General features: G+C 72.2%; 7 protein-coding genes. 5 read left to right on the top strand and 2 right to left on the bottom strand.

Going from position 1 to position 7,055, the window contains the following annotated elements:
* From QZX64_RS08820 to QZX64_RS08800, 5 genes are all read left to right on the top strand, one after another.
* Positions 1-507, top strand: a 507-nt coding sequence (locus QZX64_RS08820) for an AAA family ATPase (RefSeq protein ID WP_295658467.1), incomplete at its 5' end; no start/stop codon positions are given.
* Positions 504-1,265, top strand: a complete 762-nt coding sequence (locus QZX64_RS08815) for an ABC transporter permease (RefSeq protein WP_295658465.1) — start codon at positions 504-506, stop codon at positions 1,263-1,265. The genes QZX64_RS08820 and QZX64_RS08815, both read left to right, overlap by 4 nt.
* A gap of 13 nt (positions 1,266-1,278) precedes the next feature.
* Positions 1,279-2,430, top strand: coding sequence for a sensor histidine kinase (locus tag QZX64_RS08810; RefSeq protein WP_295658463.1), 1,152 nt, complete (start codon positions 1,279-1,281; stop codon positions 2,428-2,430).
* Positions 2,427-3,032 (top strand): response regulator transcription factor, encoded by a 606-nt coding sequence (locus QZX64_RS08805; RefSeq protein ID WP_295658461.1) that lies wholly within the window; start codon positions 2,427-2,429, stop codon positions 3,030-3,032. The genes QZX64_RS08810 and QZX64_RS08805 overlap by 4 nt, the downstream gene beginning before the upstream one ends.
* Before the next feature lie 24 nt (positions 3,033-3,056).
* Entirely contained in the window at positions 3,057-4,124 is a 1,068-nt protein-coding gene (locus QZX64_RS08800) for a winged helix DNA-binding domain-containing protein (RefSeq protein ID WP_295658458.1), read from the top strand.
* Here the strand turns inward: QZX64_RS08800 and QZX64_RS08795 are convergent.
* Together QZX64_RS08795 and rpoC are read right to left on the bottom strand one after the other, a co-directional pair.
* Complete coding sequence (locus QZX64_RS08795) at positions 4,115-4,300, bottom strand: hypothetical protein (RefSeq protein WP_295658457.1); 186 nt, start codon at positions 4,298-4,300, stop codon at positions 4,115-4,117. The genes QZX64_RS08800 and QZX64_RS08795 overlap by 10 nt on opposite strands.
* Before the next feature lie 82 nt (positions 4,301-4,382).
* A partial coding sequence (rpoC, locus tag QZX64_RS08790; protein WP_295658455.1) for a DNA-directed RNA polymerase subunit beta' occupies positions 4,383-7,055 on the bottom strand: 2,673 nt, incomplete at its 5' end.

The following is a 7,055-nucleotide window of genomic DNA, read 5'->3' as shown; positions in this document are numbered from 1 at the left end:
GACCTGGCCTGCACCCTCACCGGCCGCCCCGAGGTGCTGATGCTCGACGAGCCGACGACCGGCCTCGACCCCGAGAGCCGGCACCGGGTGTTGGAGCTGCTCCGGTCGCTGCGCGCAGCCGGCGTCGCGGTGCTCGTCACCACGCACTACCTCGAGGAGGCCGAGGCGCTGGCCGACCGCATCTCGATCATGCGGGCCGGCCGGGTGGTGAAGGAGGGCACCCGCGAGGAGATCGTCGCGGACCAGCCCTCGGTGATCTCCTTCCGCACCCCCGAGCGTGACCTCCCGCCCCTGCCCGGTGCCACGGTCAGCCGTGACGTGGCCCGGACGACCGTCGAGTCCGAGGACCTCCAGGAGTCGCTGACCACGCTGCTGGCGTGGGCCCGGAAGCACGACGTGCGCCTGCACGACCTCTCGGCCAGGACGGCCACCCTCGAGTCGGTCTTCCTGGGCGTCGCCGAGGACGACCGGCACGACACCCACCCGACCGAGGAGATGGCCCGATGACCTCCCGCGTGCTCGGACTCGCGCAGTCCAACGCCCTGCTCATGCGCCGCAACCTGCTCACCGTCATCTACGCCGTGGGCGTGCCGCTGGTGCCGCTGGCCCTGCTCGCCGCGACACCGGAGCAGACCGGCCAGGCCGGCGCGGTGCCGCTGAGCCTGTGCCTGCTGATGGCGCTGCTCTTCCCCGTCTACTACAACCTGCTCTCGATGTTCGTGACCCGACGCGACGAGCTGGTGCTCAAGCGGCTGCGCTCGGGCGAGGCCACCGACGCCGACATCGTGCTGTCGATGGCCCTGCCCGGGGTGGTCATCGTGCTCGTCGTCGCCGTCGTGGCGGCCGTGCTGGCCGCCGTGCTCGGCTTCGGGCTGCCGCTCAACCCGGTGCTCGTCGTGGTGGGGCTGCTGATCAGCTGTGCCGCCTTCGCGGCGCTGGCGCTGTGGACGGCGGCCTGGACCCGCAACGCCGAGGCCGCCCAGCTCACCAGCGCCCCGGTGCTGCTGCTCGCGACGGCCGGCAGCACCCGCGCAGCCCTCCCGGAGGACGCGCAGCGCTGGGTCGACCTGCTGCCCGGTGCGGCGCTGGAGGACCTCGTGCGCGTCGCCTGGTTCGGCCTCGAGCCCGGCGTCGGGAGCAGCGGGAGCGTGTCGTTCGTCGCGACCTGGGTGGAGGCGCTGCCCCCGCTCGGCGTGCTCCTCGCCTGGACCGCGCTCGGGTTCCTCCTGGCGCGGCAGGCGATGAGCTGGGAGCCGCGGGGCTGAGAGGATGGACGCCGTGAGGATCCGTGGGTGGTGGTCGCGACGCACCCAGGTGGAGCGCGTGAGGGTCTACACCCTCGGCTCGCTCTACTGGCTGTACTGGTTCCTCCTGCTCCTCGCCTGGTTCAGCCTCGTCACGTCGGCGGGGTCCACGGCCACGGCGCCGGCCGTGCTCAGCGGCCTGGCGACGCTCGCCCTCGGCGGGGCCGGCACGCTGGTGCTCCGCGACGCCGCCCGGCTGCACCCGCGGAGCGCGCCGCTGCCCTGGCCCTCGCTGTCGGTGCTGCTGGTGCTCTCCGCGGTGACCGCACCCCTGGCACTGCTGCTCGAGGAGGACCAACGGTACGGCGGCGCGCTCGTCGTGGTCGGCGCCCTGGCCTGGGGCGCCGGAGGACTCCTCGACACCCGGGTGCGCAACGGCGTCCTGCTCGCCTGCACCGCCGTCGCGGGGCTCGTCGGGGGCAGCATCGGCTTCGCGGCGTACGGCCTGGGCGTCTCGGTCTTCCTCGTCTTCACCGTGCAGAGCTCGCTGTGGCTGCTGGGCGTCGTCACGTCCCTGGAGCACGCTCGCGACAGCGAGGCGGCGCTGGCCGTGGCGCAGGAGCGGCTGCGGTTCTCCCAGGACGTGCACGACGTGATGGGGCGGCGGCTCTCGACCATCGCCGTGCAGGCCGAGCTGGCGGCCGCGCTCGCGGCTCGCGGCGACGCCCGCGCCACCGACCAGGTGCTCGAGATCCGCTCGACCGCCCACGAGGCGCTGCGGGAGGCGCGTGCGCTCGCCCGCGGCTACCGACCCCTCGACCTGGCCGCGGAGGTCGAGGGCGCCGTGTCGCTGCTCGGCTCGGCCGGGATCACCACCCGTGCCGACGTCTCCGGCGTGCCGGCGGAGCGGCACGAGCCCGTGGCCCGGGTCATCCGCGAGGCCGTCACCAACGTGCTGCGGCACTCGCGCGCCACGCACGTGGAGATGACCTACGCCGACGACCGGCTCAGCGTCACCAACGACGGCGTCGACACCGGCCGCCCGTCCGGCACCGACGGCAGCGGGCTCACCACGCTGGCGGCCCAGCTCGGCGGCCTCGGTGCCCGCGTCGCCGCCGGCGCCCGCGGCGACCGGTTCGTGGTGAGCGTCGACTTCGTGCCTGTCGCGAGCGAGGTGCCGTCGTGATCCGCGTGCTGCTCGCCGACGACGAGCACCTGATCCGGGCCGCACTCGCCCAGATGCTCGACCTCGAGGAGGACATCGAGGTCGTTGGGCAGGCCGCCACCGGTTCGGAGGCCGTCGACTCCGCGCGGGAGCTGCGGCCCGACGTGGCGGTGCTGGACCTCCAGATGCCCGGCCTCGACGGCATCGCCGCGGCCGCCCGGATCGCCGAGGTGCTGCCCGGCTGCGGCTGCCTGATCGTGACCAGCCACGGCCGGCCCGGCCTGCTCAGGCGGGCCCTGTCGACGGGCGTGCGCGGGTTCCTGCCCAAGACCACCTCCGCCTCCACCCTCGCCGCCGCCGTCCGCGCCGTCGCCGCCGGCGGTCGGTACGTCGACCCCGACCTCGCCGCCGAGGCGATGGCCATCGGCGACTCCCCCCTCACCCCGCGGGAGACCGCCGTCCTGGAGGCCGCCGCCGACGGCGCCCCGGTGGAGGAGATCGCGCGTCGCACCCACCTCGCTGGCGGCACCGTGCGCAACTACCTCTCCAGCGCCGCCGCGAAGCTCTCCGCCGCCAACCGCCACGAGGCCGTCAACCGGGCCCAGCGCATGGGCTGGATCTGACCCCCGACCTGTCACAGTGTGGACGTGCAGCTCGACGCGGTCCTCGCCCAGCGGCTGGCCACCCAGGGCCTGACGAGGCCGTACGACACCGTCGAGGACGCCGTGCGCAGCCTGCTGTGCGTGCAGTCCCAGGACGCCCCGCTGGCCCGGTGGTCGCTGGCGATGCGGACCGGCCGCACCCACGACGACGACGTGAGCGCGGCGGTCGACAGCGGCCGGGTCGTCCGCACCCACGTGCTCCGGCCGACCTGGCACTACGTGCACGCCGCGGACCTGCGCTGGCTGCTCGCCCTGACGTCGCCCAAGGTCGTCTCCGCGCTGGCCGCGCGCCACCGCCAGCTCGGCCTGGACGACGCGGCCGTCGTGGGGCGTGAGCACCGGTGGCTGGCCGACACCCTCCGGGGCGGACGCCACCTGACCCGCCGGCAGCTCACCCGCGACGACCTCCGTGGCGAGCGCCTGGGACACCTCGTCATGCTGGCCGAGCTCGACGGCCTGGTCTGCTCCGGGCCGCTCGTCGGGGGCCAGCACACCTACGCGCTCGTGGACGAGTGGATCCCCGCGACCCCCGACAAGGAGCGCGACGAGGCGGTCCGCGAGCTGGTGCTGCGCTTCTTCGCCGGCCACGGGCCGGCGTCGGTGGCCCATCTCGTGCGCTGGACCACCCTGACCAAGCGGGAGGTCACCGCCGCCGTGGCCGACCTGGGAGAGGCCCTCGAGTCGGCCGAGGTGGAGAGCCAGACGCTGGTGTGGGCGGCCGGCACCCGTGACGTGGGCGTGAGCGCGGGGACCCGGTTGGTCCCCGTCTTCGACGAGGCCCACCTCACCTACCCCGGCAGCACGTTCCCGCGCGTGCCGGATCACCCGTGGGGCGACCGCGCGCACGCCTTCTCCGAGGCCGGCGGTGGCCTGGTCGTGAGCGACCTGCGCGACGTCGGGTGGTGGAAGCGCAGGGAGGACGGCCGGACCACGCGCGTCACCGTGGGCCTGGCCCCCTCGCTGGGAGCGGCCGCTCGCCGGCAGGTCGAGGAGCAGGCCGCGGCGCTGGCGGCCTACACCGGACGGACGCTGGAGCTCGTCCTTCAGACCTGAGCGGCCGGGCTCTCGATCTCCCCGGTGGGGCACTCCGGGTTGGGGCAGAAGTCGACGGCCACGACCTCCGACATCTCGCGGTGCGCGATGTCGTCGTCGCCGTCGGGGTTGAAGCCCTGGGTCGCGGTCTCGAGCTCGGTCCCGCACTGGGGACAGGTGTTGGGGAACTGGTTCACGAGCCGCACGCTACCTGCGAGATGCCGCCGGCCCCGCCACCCGAAGGGGTGACGGGGCCGGTGGATGTGTCTCGCCGGGCGATCAGTTCTGGTAGGAGCCGAAGTCGAAGTCGTCGAGAGCCACGGCCTGGCCCGTGCCGGCACCGAAGTCGTAGTCGTAGGAGTCGTAGCCGGTGACGGAGTACGCCGCGGCACGAGCCTCCTCGGTCGGCTCGACCCGGATGTTGCGGTACCGCTCGAGGCCGGTGCCAGCCGGGATCAGCTTGCCGATGATGACGTTCTCCTTCAGGCCGCGCAGCGAGTCGCTGCGGCCGTGGATCGCCGCGTCGGTGAGCACCCGGGTGGTCTCCTGGAAGGAGGCCGCCGAGAGCCACGACTCGGTCGCCAGCGACGCCTTGGTGATGCCCATCAACTCGGCACGACCCGAGGCCGGCTTGCCGCCCTCGGAGACCACGCGACGGTTCTCCTCCTCGAAGCGGGCCCGGTCGACCAGGTCGGACGGCAGCAGGTTGGTGTCACCCGACTCGATGACCGTCACGCGACGCAGCATCTGCCGCACGATGATCTCGATGTGCTTGTCGTGGATCGACACGCCCTGGCTGCGGTAGACCTGCTGGACCTCGTCGACGAGGTGCTGCTGGGCCCGGCGGATGCCGAGGATCCGCAGCACCTCCTTCGGGTCGGGGGTGCCGACCGTCAGCTGCTGCCCCACCTCGATGTGGTCGCCGTCGGCGACCGAGAGGCGCGAGCGCTTGGAGACGGGGTACTCGATCGGGTCGCTGCCGTCGTCGGGGGTGACGATGACCTTGCGCGCCTTGTCGGTCTCCTCGATCTCGATGCGGCCGGCGGCCTCCGAGATCGGGGACAGGCCCTTGGGCTGACGGGCCTCGAACAGCTCGACCACGCGGGGCAGACCCTGCGTGATGTCGTCCGCGGAGGCCACACCACCGGTGTGGAAGGTGCGCATGGTCAGCTGCGTGCCGGGCTCACCGATCGACTGGGCGGCGATGATGCCGACCGCCTCGCCGATGTCGACGATCGTGCCGGTGGCCAGCGAGCGGCCGTAGCACTTGGCGCAGGTGCCGGTGCGGGCGTCACAGGTCAGCACGGAGCGGACCTTGACCACCTCGACACCCGCGGCCACGAGCTCACCGATCTTGACGTCGCCGAGGTCCTCACCGGCAGTGGCGAGGACGTCGCCGGTGTCGGGGTGGGTGACCTCGCTCGCGGCCGACCGGGCGTAGGCCGAGGTCTCGGCGTTGTCGTCCTTGCGGACCACGCCGTCCTCGCCACGCACACCGATGACCTTGGGCAGGCCACGCTCGGTGCCGCAGTCCTCCTCGCGGATGATGACGTCCTGCGACACGTCGACCAGCCGACGCGTGAGGTAGCCCGAGTCGGCCGTCCGCAGCGCGGTGTCGGCGAGACCCTTGCGGGCACCGTGGGTGGAGATGAAGTACTCCAGCACGGACAGGCCCTCACGGAAGTTGGCCTTGATGGGGCGCGGGATGATCTCGCCCTTCGGGTTGGCCACCAGTCCACGCATGGCCGCGACCTGACGGATCTGCATCATGTTCCCGGAGGCGCCGGAGTCGACCATCATGAAGATGGGGTTGCTGCGGTCGAAGTTCTTCTCCATGGCCTTGGCGACCTCGTTGGACGCCTGGGTCCAGATCTCGATGAGCTCCTGGCGACGCTCCTCGTCGGTGACCAGACCGCGCTCGAACTGGGTCTGGACCTTGGCGGCCTGGGCCTCGTAGGCCTCGAGGATCTGGGCCTTGTCCGACGGGGTGGTGACGTCGTCGATGGAGACCGTGACACCCGAGCGGGTGGCCCAGTGGAAGCCGGCGTCCTTGAGGGCGTCGAGCGAGGCCGCGACCTCGACCTTGGTGTAGCGCTCGGCGAGGTCGTTGACGATCGCGCCGAGGGCCTTCTTGCCCACCTCGTAGTTCACGAACGGGTAGTCGGCCGGCAGGGTCTCGTTGAAGAGCGCGCGACCCAGCGTGGTGTCGAGGGTGAGGGACGTGCCCTCCTCCCATGCGGCGCCGAGCTCGAGGTCGAGCGGGGGCACGATGCCGTCGAGACGGATCCTGACCTTGCTCTGCAGCGAGATCTCGCCCCGGTCGAGGGCCATGATGGCCTCGGCGGAGGAGGAGAACATGCGGCCCTCGCCGGGCTCGCCGTCGCGGTCGGTCGTCAGGAAGAACAGGCCGATGATCATGTCCTGGGTCGGCATGGTCACCGGACGGCCGTCGGAGGGCTTGAGGATGTTGTTGGTCGACAGCATCAGGATCCGCGCCTCGGCCTGGGCCTCGGCCGACAGCGGCAGGTGCACCGCCATCTGGTCACCGTCGAAGTCGGCGTTGAACGCCGTGCAGACGAGCGGGTGGATCTGGATGGCCTTGCCCTCGATGAGCTGCGGCTCGAACGCCTGGATGCCCAGACGGTGCAGCGTGGGCGCACGGTTCAGCAGCACCGGGTGCATGACCTCCTCCAGGACGTCCCACACGACCGGGCGCGCGCGCTCGACCATCCGCTTGGCGGACTTGATGTTCTGTGCGTGCGAGAGGTCGACGAGGCGCTTCATCACGAAGGGCTTGAACAGCTCGAGCGCCATCTGCTTGGGCAGACCGCACTGGTGCAGCTTGAGCTGGGGACCCGAGACGATGACCGAGCGGCCGGAGTAGTCGACGCGCTTGCCGAGGAGGTTCTGGCGGAAGCGACCCTGCTTGCCCTTGAGCATGTCGGAGAGCGA

Source organism: uncultured Nocardioides sp., from assembly GCF_902805925.1.
In the GTDB taxonomy this organism is placed as follows: Bacteria; Actinomycetota; Actinomycetes; order Propionibacteriales; family Nocardioidaceae; genus Nocardioides.
The sequence above is the reverse complement of the archived record's forward strand: the minus strand, read 5'-3'. Positions and strand labels throughout refer to the sequence as shown.